This window comes from Mycobacterium sp. NGS34 (assembly GCF_059812845.1).
This window is the reverse complement of sequence record NZ_JCALDM010000006.1, coordinates 1-12,877: the sequence shown is the minus strand read 5'-3', so window position 1 is coordinate 12,877 and position 12,877 is coordinate 1. Positions and strand designations below refer to the sequence as shown.

Annotated in this window: 15 protein-coding genes; 11 read left to right on the top strand and 4 right to left on the bottom strand. The window is 68.1% G+C overall.

From position 1 onward, the window contains the following. Window positions 1-56 precede the first annotated feature (56 nt). The gene (locus tag AC5Y7V_RS16185) at window positions 57-839 is read left to right on the top strand and encodes a helix-turn-helix domain-containing protein (RefSeq protein ID WP_499881057.1); all 783 of its coding nucleotides are present in this window, start codon (window positions 57-59) and stop codon (window positions 837-839) included. Window positions 840-919: 80 nt separating this feature from the next. Continuing rightward, window positions 920-2,044, top strand: coding sequence for a glycosyltransferase (locus tag AC5Y7V_RS16180; RefSeq protein WP_499881056.1), 1,125 nt, complete (start codon window positions 920-922; stop codon window positions 2,042-2,044). A gap of 33 nt (window positions 2,045-2,077) precedes the next feature. On the opposite strand, the gene AC5Y7V_RS16175 is transcribed toward AC5Y7V_RS16180, so the two are convergent. Further along, window positions 2,078-2,407, bottom strand: a complete 330-nt coding sequence (locus AC5Y7V_RS16175; protein ID WP_499881055.1) for a DUF732 domain-containing protein — start codon at window positions 2,405-2,407, stop codon at window positions 2,078-2,080. A 248-nt stretch (window positions 2,408-2,655) separates the two neighbouring features. Here AC5Y7V_RS16175 and AC5Y7V_RS16170 point away from each other — a divergent pair, with 248 nt between their 5' ends. Continuing rightward, window positions 2,656-3,507 carry a sulfurtransferase gene (locus tag AC5Y7V_RS16170; protein ID WP_499881054.1) on the top strand — a complete coding sequence of 284 codons (852 nt, stop codon included), beginning with the start codon at window positions 2,656-2,658 and terminating at the stop codon, window positions 3,505-3,507. A gap of 1 nt (window position 3,508) precedes the next feature. Here AC5Y7V_RS16170 and AC5Y7V_RS16165 read toward each other — a convergent pair whose 3' ends face one another. Further along, window positions 3,509-4,519: a 5'-methylthioadenosine/S-adenosylhomocysteine nucleosidase gene (locus AC5Y7V_RS16165; RefSeq protein WP_499881053.1), complete on the bottom strand. Its 1,011-nt coding sequence runs from the start codon at window positions 4,517-4,519 to the stop codon at window positions 3,509-3,511. Window positions 4,520-4,683: 164 nt separating this feature from the next. On the opposite strand from AC5Y7V_RS16165, the gene AC5Y7V_RS16160 reads away from it, so the two are divergent. From AC5Y7V_RS16160 to AC5Y7V_RS16130, 7 genes are all read left to right on the top strand, one after another. Further along, window positions 4,684-5,490, top strand: a complete 807-nt coding sequence (locus AC5Y7V_RS16160) for an alpha/beta hydrolase (RefSeq protein ID WP_499881052.1) — start codon at window positions 4,684-4,686, stop codon at window positions 5,488-5,490. Continuing rightward, entirely contained in the window at window positions 5,487-6,269 is a 783-nt protein-coding gene (locus AC5Y7V_RS16155) for an SDR family NAD(P)-dependent oxidoreductase (protein ID WP_499881051.1), read from the top strand. Before AC5Y7V_RS16160 ends, AC5Y7V_RS16155 begins: the two co-directional genes overlap by 4 nt. Continuing rightward, window positions 6,266-7,129, top strand: coding sequence for an LLM class F420-dependent oxidoreductase (locus AC5Y7V_RS16150; RefSeq protein WP_499881050.1), 864 nt, complete (start codon window positions 6,266-6,268; stop codon window positions 7,127-7,129). The genes AC5Y7V_RS16155 and AC5Y7V_RS16150 overlap by 4 nt, the downstream gene beginning before the upstream one ends. A gap of 15 nt (window positions 7,130-7,144) precedes the next feature. Next, window positions 7,145-7,558: a hypothetical protein gene (locus AC5Y7V_RS16145; protein ID WP_499881049.1), complete on the top strand. Its 414-nt coding sequence runs from the start codon at window positions 7,145-7,147 to the stop codon at window positions 7,556-7,558. Next, a complete protein-coding gene (locus tag AC5Y7V_RS16140) occupies window positions 7,555-8,328 on the top strand; it encodes a hypothetical protein (protein ID WP_499881048.1) in 774 nt (257 codons plus the stop codon). The genes AC5Y7V_RS16145 and AC5Y7V_RS16140 overlap by 4 nt, the downstream gene beginning before the upstream one ends. Window positions 8,329-8,385: 57 nt before the next feature. Continuing rightward, on the top strand, window positions 8,386-8,889 hold the full coding sequence (locus tag AC5Y7V_RS16135) for a lipoprotein LpqH (RefSeq protein WP_499881047.1): 504 nt from the start codon (window positions 8,386-8,388) through the stop codon (window positions 8,887-8,889). An 87-nt stretch (window positions 8,890-8,976) separates the two neighbouring features. Beyond that, window positions 8,977-9,960 (top strand): alpha/beta fold hydrolase, encoded by a 984-nt coding sequence (locus AC5Y7V_RS16130; RefSeq protein ID WP_499881046.1) that lies wholly within the window; start codon window positions 8,977-8,979, stop codon window positions 9,958-9,960. Window positions 9,961-10,036: 76 nt separating this feature from the next. On the opposite strand, the gene AC5Y7V_RS16125 is transcribed toward AC5Y7V_RS16130, so the two are convergent. After that, on the bottom strand, window positions 10,037-11,233 hold the full coding sequence (locus AC5Y7V_RS16125; RefSeq protein WP_499881045.1) for a cytochrome P450: 1,197 nt from the start codon (window positions 11,231-11,233) through the stop codon (window positions 10,037-10,039). A gap of 8 nt (window positions 11,234-11,241) precedes the next feature. After that, entirely contained in the window at window positions 11,242-11,880 is a 639-nt protein-coding gene (locus AC5Y7V_RS16120) for a TetR/AcrR family transcriptional regulator (protein WP_499881044.1), read from the bottom strand. A gap of 171 nt (window positions 11,881-12,051) precedes the next feature. Here AC5Y7V_RS16120 and AC5Y7V_RS16115 point away from each other — a divergent pair, with 171 nt between their 5' ends. Beyond that, on the top strand, window positions 12,052-12,837 hold the full coding sequence (locus AC5Y7V_RS16115) for a spirocyclase AveC family protein (protein WP_499881043.1): 786 nt from the start codon (window positions 12,052-12,054) through the stop codon (window positions 12,835-12,837). Window positions 12,838-12,877: the final 40 nt, after the last annotated feature.

Here is a 12,877-nt window from a genome sequence, read left to right as displayed (position 1 = left end):
TGGGCAATTCCCGCCAGGGAATAGCGCCCAGCGCCGCGAATGGGTTGACTGTTCTCATGTCCACGGCAATACAGGGCGACTTCGGCACGGCGTTACGCGAATGGCGCAACCGGCGACGGCTGAGCCAGATCGACCTGGCCAACGACGCAGGCACCACCCAACGGCACCTGAGCTTCTTAGAGCAGGGCCGATCCGCGCCGGGGCGCGACATCGTCAGCCGGCTGGCCGACTCGCTGCAGCTGTCGCTGCGGCAACGCAACTCGCTGCTCTCGGCGGCGGGCTTCGCGCCGGCGCATCCGGAGTCGGCGCCGGACGCGCCGCTGCTGCAACCCGTGCGGGAGGCGCTGCAGCACGTCCTCGACGGGCACCTGCCCTATCCGGCGATGGTCATGGACGGCTTTGGCGAACTGGTCGCCGCTAACGGCGCCTTCGGGCTGCTGACCGACGGGGTCGCGGGGTGGCTGCTGGAGGCGCCGGTCAACGTGCTGCGCGTCGCGCTGCATCCCGAGGGCATGGCGGCGCGAATCGTGAACGTCGACGACTGGCGGCGCCACATCCTGCACGGCCTGCGCGACCGCGGTCCCCACCCACGAATCGACGCGCTGATCGAGGAACTCGAGGGCTACGGCAAGCCGGCGCCGGGCGGGCGACCGATCGAATCGCTCGGCTTCGCGGTGCCGCTGCACCTGCGCTCCCCCGACGGCGACGTGCGGCTGGTGGCGACGATCTCGACGTTCGTCACCGCGCTGGATGTCACCGTGTCGGAGCTGCGCCTGGAGGCGTTTCTGCCCGCCGACCGGGAGACGGCCGCGATCCTCGCCCGCCGTCACGCACCGTGAGGCGATTTCTTCACGGACTGTTCAGGCACGCGTCGGTTCCCCATCGGTGACTGCACATGCGCGCCGCGTGTCCTCACGTTATGCGCGTTGTACAGGTCGCCAACTTCTACGGCCCTCGCTCGGGCGGCCTGCGCACCGCGGTGGACCGGCTGGGCGCCGAATACTGCGCCACCGGGCACGAGGTGTTCCTGATCGTGCCCGGCCGAAGCCCCGAACGCACGGAGCTGCCCACGGGCGTGGTGCGAATCACCATGCCCGCCCGGCTGATTCCCTTCACCGGCGGCTACCGCGCGGTGATGCCAGGGCCCGTCAAGGCGCTCCTGGCGGCGCTGAAACCCGACGCGCTCGAGGTGTCCGACCGGCTCACCCTGCGGTCGCTGGGGCCGTGGGGCCGCGACTACGGCGCCAAGACCGTGATGATCTCGCATGAGCGCCTGGATCGCCTTGTGGGACAGGTACTTCCGCGGCGCAGCGCGGAAAGGTTCGCGGACTTCGCCAATCGGCGCACGGCCGCCAACTACGACACCGTGGTGTGCACCACCGCATTCGCGCGCGAAGAGTTCGACCGGATCGGCGCGACCAACACCGTGACCGTGCCACTGGGCGTGGACTTGCAGACGTTTCACCCGCGCCGGCACTCGTACCTGGTGCGGCGGCGCTGGGCCACCCCCCAGCAGATCCTGCTGGTGCACTGCGGCCGGCTGTCTGTGGAGAAACGGGTCGACCGCAGCATCGACGCCCTGGGCGCGCTGTGCCACGCCGGCGTCGACGCCCGGCTCGTCGTCGTCGGCGAGGGACCGATGCGGGCCAGGCTGGAAAGGCAGGCCGCGCGGCTGCCGATCGACTTCACCGGCTTCGTCAACGACCGGCGCACCGTCGCGGAGCTGCTGGCCACGGCCGACGTGACGCTGGCGCCCGGCCCACATGAGACGTTCGGGCTGGCCGCGCTGGAATCGCTGGCGTGCGGGACACCGGCCGTCGTGTCGCGCACGTCGGCGCTGACCGAGATCATCACCCCCGACAGCGGCGCCCTGGCCGACAACGACCCCTTCGCCATGGCCTGGGCGGTCGGCTCGATCGTCGGGCGACCCGAATACCACCGCCGCAGCTCCGCGCGGCGCCGCGCCGAGAACTTCACCTGGGAGCGGGCCGCGGCCGGCATGCTGGCGTCGTTGGGTACCGGCGAAGCCAAAGAAAGCGCCTAGCTGCTAATAACCGCAGCTCGGGCGCGTTGAGGACTATCCGCCGCTGGGCTTGCTGGGAGCGTGCTTGCCCGGGCAGTAGTCCGCGGTGGCCGCGCCGATGAACGTCTCGGCCTGCGCCTGGGTCAGCTTGTGCGTGCCCGTCAGCTGGTCGATCTCGTCCTTCTGGGTGTAGCCCGCCTCGAGGTCGGAGCACATGGTGCGCGCCATGTTCACGACCTGCGCCGGCGAACCCAAGTTGATGCCGTGCCCCGCCAGGTATTCCGCGAAGTCCTGGTCCGTCTGGTCGGCGTGCGCGACGGCCGCGGGCACCCACGTGAACGCCAGGAATGCGCCAAAGGCGATCGCAGAAATCTTCTTCTTCATTTCCCCATCACTTTCGCAGCCGTAAGGGCTCGACGACCAATCTAAATGATCCTCGCGTGCGAGCGGTTCCGCGGTCAATAGTCCTCGCGCGGGACCGCCCGCCGAAACCCAAACTTCAATCCGCCGTTCAGTTTTAGTTCTGGTCGAGTTTAATTCTGAACGCGCAGCTCACCCCGCCCGGGCCGGCAAGAGTTCACCGTCAGTTCCCACCGCGTTTACTTCCCGGCGGCGGGACTAGGCTCGCGGGGGTGGAGGCGCGCGACCGGGTACTGATCACGGCGACCGAGCTGGCCGCCCACATCGAGGCCGGCGACCCGCCGGTGCTACTCGACGTGCGGTGGCGCCTCGACGAACCCGACGGCAGTCCGGCCTACCTGGCGGGCCACCTGCCGGGCGCGGTGTACGTGTCGCTCGAGGACGAGCTGAGCGATCACGGCGTCGCCGGCCGCGGACGCCACCCGCTACCGTCGGGACGCAGCCTGGAGGCGGCCGCACGCCGATGGGGCATCCACCAAAACGATTCGGTCGTCGTCTACGACGACTGGAACCGCGCCGGCTCCGCGCGGGCGTGGTGGGTGCTGACGGCCGCCGGGCTCGAAAACGTGCGCATCCTCGACGGCGGCCTGTCCGCGTGGCGCGCGTCCGGGCGCAACCTCGAGACCGGCACGGTCAGCCCGCCGCCCGGGAACGTGACTGTGCCGCACGATGATCTGTACGCCGGCGCGCGACCCACGTTGACGGCCGCCCAAACCGGCGAGGGTATGACGCTGCTCGACGCCCGTGCGCCGGAACGCTTCCGGGGCGACATTGAACCCCTCGACCCCGTCGCCGGGCACATCCCCGGCGCGAAAAACCTTCCCAGCGGCGCGGTCCTGGCGGGCGACGGGACCTTCGTCGGCGACTACGCGCTCGCCCAACTGCTCTCCGACCACGGCATCGATCGCGACGCCCCGGTGGGCGTCTATTGCGGCTCGGGCGTCACCGCGGCCATCACGATCGCCGCGCTCGCCGCGGCCGGCCGGGAAGCGGCGCTGTATCCGGGGTCCTGGTCGGAATGGTGTTCGGATCCCAGCCGCCCCGTCGGCTGCGGGCCCGAATGACTCAGACGCCGGCCCAGCTCTGCAGGAACGACGCGGTCACCCGGGCCGCGTTTTCCGCCGCGATCTGCTTGTAGAAGAAGAACTCGAACGGGAAGCCCGGCAGGCGCAACGGGTCGCCCGCTCCGTCCGAGACCCCGCGGATCCCCAGGAACGGGGTCCCATGCGCGTCGGCGACCGCCTGCACCGCCGCCGTCTCGTTGTCCGTCGCATCGAAGGCCGGGTTCGCCGTCGACGCAATGTTGAGGTTGCTGATCAAGGAGTTTCGCAGCCAAGGCCCCGCCGCCTGAAAGAAGTTGCCGGTGTAGAAGAGCGAGCGATCCGGTGCGCTGCAGGGCTGGCATCCGAAGACGTCGCCGCCGTTCGGCACGCACGGAAACGCCCGGCCGTTGTTGTTGTCGGAGCTGGACCCGTCACCGCCGACCAGCAGCCGCGGCCGGCGCTTCAGGTCGATCAGCTTCACGCGGGGCGCGTTCTTGCACAGGCAGATCGGATTCCCAAGGTAATTAACGCTTTCCAGGTCGACGCTCAGCGCCTGCGCCGCGGCCAGCATGCCGGGGTCGACCGGGTGAAAAGTCGCGCCCTGGTCCAGGCTCCACCGCGCAGGCACTGCCACGTCCCCGATGTTGACGCGCGCGCCGCTCCCGGCGACACCCGAGAACACCACGGCGCCAACGGAAACCGACGTCGCGCAGGTGAACCGCTCGAACGCGGTCTGCGCCGTCTCGGCCGCGTTCACCAGACCGATGCCCGTCATCGCCACGATGACCTTCTTGCCGCCGATCGTGCCCAGGTAAAAGCGCCTACGGTCGGCCCGCACCACCGGGTGGCTGTCGAGCGCGGTCAGGGACAGCACGGCATCGGCTTCGGCCGGGAAGGCGGACAGCACCAGGATGCGCTGTTCGCAGGCATCCGTCGTCACGTCCGGCGCGCCCGCGGGCTCGGCGGCGGCCCCGCCGGCGCCCACCGACATGGCGAGCGCCACCATGGCGGCGACGCGAAAAGGCTTGAGCACGATCCCCCTGGTCTTTTGTCGGTCATGAATGCCGAGACTCGCTGCCTTATCGACGTGGCTAATGTGATGGCTTGATTTTCGCGCATCGGGGACGCGACTGAATATTCGTTATCGTTCTTTTTGTTTAGCGATTTCGTGTCGTTATTGCCGCTAGTCTCAACGGCGTGCTCGAAGTGATCGACAAGGGACCCAGCGCCGGCCCGCACAAAACGCCCTTGTTATTCGTCCACGGCGCCTGGCACGGCGCCTGGTGCTGGGACGAGCATTTCCTGGACTTCTTCGCGGCGAAGGGCTATCGGTCGGTCGCGGTGAGCCTGCGCGGCCACGGAAAGAGCCCCGCGCCCAAACGCATGCAGTTCTGTTCGATGGCGGACTTCGTCGACGACGTCGCCACGGTCGCCGACGGCCTGCCCGAACGACCCGTCGTGATCGGGCACTCCATGGGCGGGTTCGTGGTGCAGAAGTATCTGGAGTCGCACGACGCGCCGGCCGCCGTCCTGCTCGCCTCCGTACCGCCGAGTGGGATCGCCAAATTCCTGCTGCGCAGGTTCCGGCTGCACCCGTGGCTCACCGCGCGGCACCTGGCCATCACAAAATCGAGGGGAAGCATGGGCCGCACACCCGAATTGGCCCGGGAAAGCTTCTTTTCCGACTCGGCCCCCGACACCGACGTGGCGCGCTACGCGGCCGGCCTCGACGAGGAGTACGTGGGCGGGCATGTGCTCGGCATGCTGTTGCTCGATTTGCCGAAACCCGCCCTCGTCAACACCCCGATGTTGGTCCTGGGAGCCGAGAACGACATCCTTTTCTCCCCGCGGGAAGTGCGGGCGACCGCGAGCGCGTATCGCACCGAGGCGGAGTTCATTCCCGGGATGGCGCACGACATGATGCTGGAGCCAGGCTGGGCCGAGGTGGCCGAGCGGATTCACGCCTGGCTCGAAACCCGTTGTCCGACGGCGTCGCCGCAATGACCGGGCGGCTGGACGGCAAGGTCGCGATCATCACCGGAGCCAGCAGCGGCCTGGGACCGGTGATGGGCTCGCTGTTCGTCGCGGAGGGCGCCCGCGTGCTGCTGGCCGCGCGGCGCGAGGAGCTGGTCCGCGAGGCCGCCGACGCTGCCGGCCCGGGCGCGATCGCGATGCGCGCCGACGTCACCAACGAGGACGACGTCGCGGCCATGGTGGCGCGGGCCGTCGACGAGTTCGGCCAGGTGGACATCCTGTGCAACAACGCGGCTGCGCCCGGCCAGGACCGCTGGATCTGGGAACAGACGCTGGACAACTGGAACTCCACCATCGCCATCGACGTCACCGCGGCCATGCTGTGCACCCGCGAGGTGCTCAACCGGTCGATGCTGCAGCGCCGCCGCGGGGTCATCCTGAACTTCTCCTCGACGGCCAGTTACGCCGGGATGGTCCGCAAGACCCACTACGTCGCCGCCAAGGCGTCGCTGCGGGCGTTCACCAAAGCCGTTGCGCTAGAGGTCGGTCCGTACGGCATCCGGTGCAACTGCATCGTGCCCGGCGCCATCGACACCGACCTGTTTCGCAAGTGGGTGCAGCGCACCGCCGACGAGCAGGGCATCGACTTCGAAACCCAACGGGCCAGGTCGCTCAAAGGCGTCGCGCTGCAAGATATTTCCTCACCCGAGGACGTCGCCAACCTGGCGCTGTTCCTGGCCGGCGACGAAAGCCGAACCATCACCGGGCAATCCATCCCCGTCGACGCCGGGGGGTACATGCAGGGATGAGCGCCGCCGCAGTCAAATTATCGGTCGCGACACCCATCGTGACCATGCTGCCGGGTAGCAGCGAGTGGACCAGGGACGCCTCCATCGAGGACCTCACCCAGATCGCCGAAGCCGCGGACCGACTCGGCTATCACCACCTGACCTGCAGCGAGCACGTCGCGCTGCCCGCCGCCGAACGCGACCGCCGCGGCGCCCGCTACTGGGATCCGCTGGCCACCTTTGGGTATCTCGCGGCGCGGACGCGGCGGATCCGGTTGGCCACCCACGTGCTGGTGCTCGGCTACCACCATCCACTCGAGATCGCCAAGCGCTACGGCACCCTGGACAAGGTCAGCAACGGCAGGCTCATCCTCGGGGTCGGGGTGGGCAGCCTGAGGGAGGAGTTCGAGCTCCTCGATGTCCCCTTCGACAACCGCGGGGTGCGCGGTGACGACGCGCTGCGCGCGCTGCGCGCCTCGCTGTCGGACCCCGAGCCCGCCTACCACGGCGAGTTCTATTCGTTCGGCGGGATGGTCGTCGACCCCTGCGCCGTCCAGGACCGCGTGCCCATCTGGATCGGTGGGCGCACGCTGCGCTCGTTGCGCCGCGCCGCGACCCTCGCCGACGGCTGGGCCCCCTTCGACATCAGCCTGGACCAGGTCCGGGAATGGTTGGGCCGCTTCGACCTTCCCCCCGGGTTCGAGGTCGTGCTGCCCCCGCCGCGCGCGCTGGATCCGATCAACGAGCCGGAACGCACCCGCGATGCGCTCGGCGAACTCGCCGCCCACGGCGCCACCATCGTCAGCGCCATCTTCAGACACACCTCGCTGCAGCAATACCTGGACAATCTGGCCGCACTCGCGGAACTGCAACGGGCTTAGTCAGAAAGGACTTTCATGTCGAAGGCGATCCGAATGCTGGCCATCCTCGTGTTGAGTTGTGCGGGTGTCGTGATCGTTTCCCCGCCGACGGCCACCGCTGAGCCGTCGTGCGTCGGGCTATCCATCTGCCCGCCACCGCCGCCGGACGCCGAGGGCAACCCGGGGTGTTACTACTCGGACGGCTGGCAGGGCTCGGGCGCCGGCATCGAGGTGTGGTATTTCCATGAGCCGCAGAACCTTTCGAAGCCGGACAAGGTCACGGCCCTGGTCCGCAAGAAGGACGGCACCACCGAGTCCCAGGACGCCAACATCGACGCCGGCCAGCAGGTGCATCGCTTCGAATTCGCGACCATCGACAAGTCCGCGGTTCAGGAGGTATTGCTCACCGGCAGCACCGGTCGCTGTTACGTGATCGGTCCGGGCACGTGAACCGGGTCAAGGCAGGCTTTTTCAGCCTCACCGCCGCCGCGCCGCCCGATGATGACGGCAGCTATCTGCGTTGGCACCTGCTGGATCACATGCCCGAGCAATACCAACTGCCGGGCATCGTCCACGGGCTGCGCTGGATCGCCGACGGCACCTACCCCGAGCACCGCCTGGCGGCCGAAGGGCCGCTGGCGCAGCTCGGCAACGTGGTGCACTACCTGATCGGTGATCCCGTCGAACAGACCTTCGACGACTTCGTCGCGCTCGGGCGCTCGCTGCGGGAAAACGGCCGCTTCCCGGTCACGCGGCCGTCGCTGCAAGTGGCCGGCCTGCGCCTGCTGCAGTGGCAGGCCTCGCCGCAGGCGCTCGTCTCCCCCGAGGTGGTGCCGTTTCGGCCGCACCGCGGAATCGTGCTGATCGTGGAGGAACCCACCGACGGCCGGCCCGACGCGTGGCTGCAATGGCTGCACGCCGAACACCATCCGGCGCTGCTCGCCAAGCCCGGCACCGCCGGGGCGTGGACCTTCGGTTCCAGCACCGGGTGGAGTCACCTGCCCGCGGGATGGCTGACGGACCACCAATACATCACGGTCGTTTACCTCGACGCCGACCCGCTCACCACCGTCGACGCCCTGGCGCCGCTGATCGAGGAGCGGTGGCGATCGGGCGCGGTCCGGCCCGTCTTCGCGGGACCGTTACGAACGATGGTCAGCTGGGAAGCCTGGCCCGTGAACTGCGTGGATCCGTCGTTTGGCTGGTCGCCAGAGGCATGAGACCTCGCAGCAACGAACGGCCTCTATAGTCTTCTGAGCTCTAGCAAAGGACGTGAGATGACCAGTTCGCGACTCGTTCTCGCCGCCACGCTCGGCGCGATCGCCGTGGCGGCCACCCTGCCGGCCTGCTCGAGCAAGAGCGGCCAGCCATCCTCTGCCACCACGACGACCGCGGCGCCGCCGAGCACGACCGTCATGATCGGCGGCAACAAGCACACGATCATGAACAAGGTCGAATGCACCGCCACGGCGGCGCAACCCAGTGCCACGCCGGCGGAGTCCGGGGACCTGACCACCCGCATCACCGTTCACGACGATTCGGCATCGGTGTCGCTGGCGCTGTCGGACGAAAAACCGCCCAGCGTCGACGGCTTCTCGCTGTCGCTCAAGGCCGGCTCCGGTGAGTATCAGCTGCCCTATCAGGCGCCGCAGTCCGCGACCCAGGTGCAGGCAACGAAGGACGGCAAGAGTTACACGGTGACCGGCACCGGCCAGGGCGTCTCGCCGAATCAAGGCGACGTGCACCAGGTGACGTTCGGCATCCACGTGACCTGTCCCTGAGCGACGTCACATCCGAAACTTCCTGTGACGCCTCGGAATTATTGAACCTGGTTGTCCAACCGCGATCACCTCTGCGATGCTGGCAGCTTGGACATCTTCGCGGAGTGGCAAAAAGGCGGGACCGAGCTGCGGTGGCGGTCGACAACGGCCGCCAACGACGGGCAGGAAATCACGGTGTTCAGCCGCCGTTGCGGCACACCCGGGGCGCCCGCGCTGGTGCTGGTGCACGGCTTTCCGACGTCGAGCATCGACTATTTCGGGCTGGCCGGTGAACTGGCTTCGGAGTTCGACATGTTCACGCTGGACTTTCCCGGCTACGGACTGTCCGACAAGCCGCCGGCGCCGCACGTCTATTCGCTGTTCGACGACGCGCGCCTGCTCGTCTACGCGATCACCCAGGTGTGGAAGCTGACCGAATTCCGGATGCTCACGCACGATCGCGGCAGCAGCGTCGGCATGATCGCGCTGGAGATGCTGGCGGCCCAGGACCCGCCCGCCGTGCCCGTCGACCTCATCATGACCAACGCCAACATCTACCTCCCGCTGTCGAACCTCACGGTGTTCCAGACCGCCCTGCTCGACCCCGCGACCGGGCGAGACACCGCGGCGGCGACCACCCCGGAGATGCTCGCCGCGGGCCTGGGCGTCAGCACCTTCATCCCGCGGCGGACGCTGGAAGACCCGGAGATCGCCGCGCTGGCGAGGTGCTTCGCCCACAACGACGGGATCCGCGTGCTGCCGGACACGATTCAATACCTCAACGAGCGCTCGGCGGGTGAAACCGGTTGGCTGGAGGCGCTTTCCAAGAGCCCCGTCAACACCACCGTGGTGTGGGGCATCCACGACAACGTCTCACCCGTACGGGTTCCCAACTACGTCTGGCAGACGTATCTGAAGAGCAAGCCCGGCCGCAACCGCTACTGGGTGGTGCCCAGCGCCGACCACTACCTGCAGTGCGACGCCCCCGGCGAGCTGGCCCAGATCGTTCGCCTCACGGCCCAGGGCGGGGACATCCCGCTGCAGACGCTCGGGAACCAGCCCGGCGGCGCCGTGCTGGTCGACGAAAGCTAGCTTTCTCCCTGCTGAGCGTGCGGCTGGCCGCACACTCGAGCCCCAACGTGCGGCTGGCCGCACGCTTGGGCGAGCGCTACCCAGTAACGACCGGCAGGCGCGCCCACCCGCGCACGCTGGCGGTGTGCGCCCGTTCGGCGTTGGCGTAGTCGACCTCCCAATCGGGCCAGCGCTTGAGGACCTCCTCCAGCGCAACCCTGGCCTCCATTCGGGCCAGCGCCGAGCCGAGGCAGAAGTGCAGGCCCTGGCCGAAGCTGAGGTGCCCGCCCTGGCGGTGGATGTCGAAGCGGTCCGGATCGGCGAAACGGCGTTCGTCGCGGTTGGCGGAAGCGTTGAGCAGCAACATGAACGACCCCTCGGGAACGACCTGGCCGTAGTGCTCGGCGTCGCGCGCGACGTAACGGGCCTGCACCGGCGACGGCGGTTCATAGCGCAGGGTCTCCTCGACCGCACCGGGGATCAGCGACGGGTCGGCGACGAGCTCGCGCCGCTGATCCGGGTGATCCGACAGCAGTTGCCCCATGAAGCCGATCAGCCGGGCCGTGGTTTCGTTCCCGGCGCCGGCGATCATGGCGGTGTAGGACAGCACCTCGGTACGCGACAGGGGGCGCCGGGTCCCGTCGGCTTCTTCGATCTCGGCCCGCAGCAGATCGGTCATCAGGTCATCGGACGGATGCCCGGCGCGCCACTCGATGTACTCGGCGAACATCGCGATGGTGTCCGCGAACAGGTTCGGGTTGACCTCGCCGGGCTTGCGCCCCTCGGCCATTTCGATGAAGGCTCCGTTGCGATCTCGGATGTTCGCCTGGTCCGCCTCGGGGATGCCCAACAGGTAGCCGATGGTCCGCATCGGCATCATCGCCCCGAGGTCCGCGATGAAGTCGAACCCGCCGGCACCGATCAGCGGGTCGAGTTCGCGGACGCAGAATCCGCGCACCATGGATTCGACGGCCAGCATGCGCCGCGGCGTGAACACGCGGGACAGCAGGCGGCGATGCAGGTCGTGCAGCGGCGGATCCTCGAACAGCAAGATGCCCGGCGGCACCTCGATGTTGTTGAACAGGATGTCGGCGGTGGTCCCCCGGCCGGAGCGATAGGTCTCCCAGTTCGGCAGTTCGCGTGCCACGTCCTCGTACCGGCTGAGCGCGTAGAAGTTGTACTTCTCGTTGTAATACAGCGGCGCCTCGTCGCGCATCCGCTTCCACACCGGGTACGGGTCGTCGTCGATGGCGACGTCGTATGGGTCGTAATACAGCTCGGCTGAACGTAACATCTTGCCCCTCAATCGTTCCGGTGCAGGAAGCCGTGCAGGATCGCCTGGACGAGCTCCTCGACGATCACCTCCCGCGACGGCGGCTTCTTCCCGAAGTAGGTCGACCGCAATGCGGCCATGCCGGCGATCATGGCCACCGTCGAATGCGCGGGCAGGTCGGGGTGATCCGACCGCAACCCCCGAAGGTGCATGCCCTCGGCGCTGATCTGGCCAAGCACCGTGATGGCCCGCCGAACGTCGTCGATGCCGGCGTCGGCCTTCTCCTCGTCGCTGAGGGCATCCGATGCCATCAGCGTCAAGAGCAGCCCCTGGTGTTCGACGAACACGTCGTAGAGCTGACCCACGAAATGGCCCGCCAGGTCCTCCTCCTTGGTCTCCTCGGGCACCACGGACTGCCACGTGCGCCCGAATTCATCGACGAAGCTGGTGAAGGGTGAGACGAGGGCCTCGCGGAACAGCGCGGCCTTCGACCCGAAGTGGCGGAACAGCAGGTGTTCGGTTACGCCTGCGGCCTGGGCGATTTCGCGCGTGGTGGTGCCGCGGTAGTCCTGACGCGCGAAGAGATCCCGGGCGGCGTCGAGCAGCAGTTTGCGCGGCGCACCGCGCGGCCGCCGCGTCGCCGCGGTCGTTGCCGTTCGCTGAGCCATCCCATTAAGATAGCATTCACTATCTCTAGCTTCGAATCGTATCGAGAGGGGCGCGGACGTGGGTGCAGTCATCATGCTCGGCACGCTGTTCGGCCTGATCGTCCTGATCTTCGGCCTGGTGCTGCGCTTCGACCCCGAAGCGCGCCGCGCACGCGACCAAGCAGGCGACCGATGAGCGCCGAGCTGACGCCCTTGCTGAAGGCGTCCATGGGCTTTGCCTATGTCACGGGCATCGCGTTTTTCGTCGTCGGCGTCTACCTGAGCATCCGCCAGCGGCGCACCCACCCGCTCCTACTCTTGTGCGTCTCGGCGATCTCCTTCTCCTGGATCGAGGCGCCGTACGACTGGGCGATGTACGCGCAGTTCCCGCCCGCCCTGCCGCGGATGCCGTCGTGGTGGCCGTTGAACATGACCTGGGGCGGCCTCCCCTCGTCCGTGCCCATCGGTTACATGTCGTACTTCGTGCTGCCCGCGATCGTGGGCGCGGGGCTGGGGAGATGGTTGAGCGCACAGTTTCAGTGGCGCAGGCCGATAACGCTGCTGATTGTGGGCCTCGTCGTCGGCTTCTGCTGGGCGCTGCTGTTCAACGGGTTCCTCGGGGCCAAGCTCGGCGTCTTCTATTACGGCCGCGTGATCCCCGGGCTCGCGATCCGCGAAGGGACCGTTCACCAGTACCCGCTCTACGACTCCCTCGCGATGGGCATCCAGATGATGGTCTTCACCTACCTGCTCGGGCGGACCGACGCCCAGGGACGCAACGTCATCGAGATGTGGGCCGACGAGAGAACGAAGACCCGCCTGCAATCGTCGGCGCTGTCGATCGCCGCCGTCGTCGTCATCGGAAACCTGCTCTACGGGGCCGTTTTCGCGCCGCACCTCGTGACGAAGCTGGGCGGCTGGGTGACCGCGGGGCCGACGGGCCAGCTGTTCCCGGGCGTCCCGAACCAACCCAAGTAGCTTCCTCCGTCCAGCGTCGAGTTGTTGCGCCAAAACGGCC

Coding starts and splice junctions, on each gene's coding strand:
- AC5Y7V_RS16125 (WP_499881045.1), bottom strand. CDS start 11,233: ATGTTACGTTCAGCCGAGCTGTATTACGACCCATACGACGTCGCCATC.
- AC5Y7V_RS16180 (WP_499881056.1), top strand. CDS start 920: ATGCGCGTTGTACAGGTCGCCAACTTCTACGGCCCTCGCTCGGGCGGC.
- AC5Y7V_RS16150 (WP_499881050.1), top strand. CDS start 6,266: ATGAGCGCCGCCGCAGTCAAATTATCGGTCGCGACACCCATCGTGACC.
- AC5Y7V_RS16135 (WP_499881047.1), top strand. CDS start 8,386: ATGACCAGTTCGCGACTCGTTCTCGCCGCCACGCTCGGCGCGATCGCC.
- AC5Y7V_RS16175 (WP_499881055.1), bottom strand. CDS start 2,407: ATGAAGAAGAAGATTTCTGCGATCGCCTTTGGCGCATTCCTGGCGTTC.
- AC5Y7V_RS16145 (WP_499881049.1), top strand. CDS start 7,145: ATGTCGAAGGCGATCCGAATGCTGGCCATCCTCGTGTTGAGTTGTGCG.
- AC5Y7V_RS16185 (WP_499881057.1), top strand. CDS start 57: ATGTCCACGGCAATACAGGGCGACTTCGGCACGGCGTTACGCGAATGG.
- AC5Y7V_RS16120 (WP_499881044.1), bottom strand. CDS start 11,880: ATGGCTCAGCGAACGGCAACGACCGCGGCGACGCGGCGGCCGCGCGGT.
- AC5Y7V_RS16155 (WP_499881051.1), top strand. CDS start 5,487: ATGACCGGGCGGCTGGACGGCAAGGTCGCGATCATCACCGGAGCCAGC.
- AC5Y7V_RS16115 (WP_499881043.1), top strand. CDS start 12,052: ATGAGCGCCGAGCTGACGCCCTTGCTGAAGGCGTCCATGGGCTTTGCC.